Genomic DNA, 1,080 nt, shown 5'->3' with positions numbered 1-1,080 from the left:
TTACTGATCTTTTCGTAAGTTCGGTGGGTGTGGTGGGCGGATGGTCAGGCCGGTATGGGCGAGGAATGACCATGGAAGTCGGGGGTTGGTATTGATGCGGTGGATGCCTTGCTCGGTGGCGTCGGCGACATCGGCGAGGTGGTCGCCGGCGAGGTTGGCAAGTTCACGCTTCTTGAGCGAGGACCACAGCAGTTCCACCGGGTTCAGCTCGGGAGCGTAGGCGGGTAATCGTTCCAGGGTGAGCCAGTCCTGTTCGGCGGCCCAGGCCCGCATCGCCCGGCTCCGGTGGGCGGACAGGCCGTCCCAGACCAGGACCACTCGCTCGCCGCGGTAGTACACCTTCATCTGCTCCAGGACCTCGATGAGTCCGGCGGTGTCGTAGCTGCCGGGCTTGAGGTGGAAGCACAGGCGGGCCCCGCGGCCGGGGTCGGTGGAGTGGTAGCCCAAGGCCCCGGCCATCGACGCGCGCTTCCAGTTCAGGCGGTGCCGCAGGAGCGGAGTCCGCCCTCGGGGTGAGTAGGTGCGGCGGATCTGAGGGAGCAGGGAGACGCCTGATTCGTCGAGGAAGACGATCCAGGCACGTGTGTTCACGGCCCTTTTTTGATGCGCGGCCACTCGTGCGCGACCCAGCGGGCGATCTCCGACTCGTCCCGCTCGACCGCCCGCCGCTCGGGCCGTTGCAGGCTCCATCCGAGCCGGCCGGTCAGCAGCCGCCACACCGACGCCCTTGACAACACCACCCCCGTTGCCCGGGTGACGACCGCGCCGACTCGTTCCAGGGTCCACAGGTCGGCCTCGAAACCATGAGCCTGGGCACCTTGCTCCAACGCGGCCCGGACCATCTCGACCTGAGCGTCGTCCAGCTTGGGCGGGCGCCCGGTTGCTGCCCGTCGCCGCAGGGCCGAAGCACCGCCTTGCTCCCACACCCGCCGCCAACGCCGCACACTCTCGGCACACACCCCCACCGCCCTCGCGATCTCCGCATTCGCGACGCCGTCCTCGAACAACTCGACCGCCCGAACACGACGCGCCTCCGCCAACTGAGGCCGCGACAAAGGAGGAAGGGAGGAGCCGGCAACC

2 protein-coding genes are annotated in these 1,080 nt (G+C 68.4%); both read right to left on the bottom strand.

The annotated features are described in order from the left end of the window. Complete coding sequence (locus ACTWQF_RS36755) at nt 1-591, bottom strand: IS630 family transposase (protein WP_443284124.1); 591 nt, start codon at nt 589-591, stop codon at nt 1-3. Continuing rightward, a partial coding sequence (locus ACTWQF_RS36750) for a winged helix-turn-helix domain-containing protein (protein WP_443284123.1) occupies nt 588-1,080 on the bottom strand: 493 nt, incomplete at its 5' end. The genes ACTWQF_RS36750 and ACTWQF_RS36755, both read right to left, overlap by 4 nt.

This window comes from Streptomyces sp. 8N114 (genome assembly GCF_052245835.1).
Taxonomy (GTDB): domain Bacteria; phylum Actinomycetota; class Actinomycetes; order Streptomycetales; family Streptomycetaceae; genus Streptomyces.
This window is presented reverse-complemented; position numbering and strand designations above follow the sequence as displayed.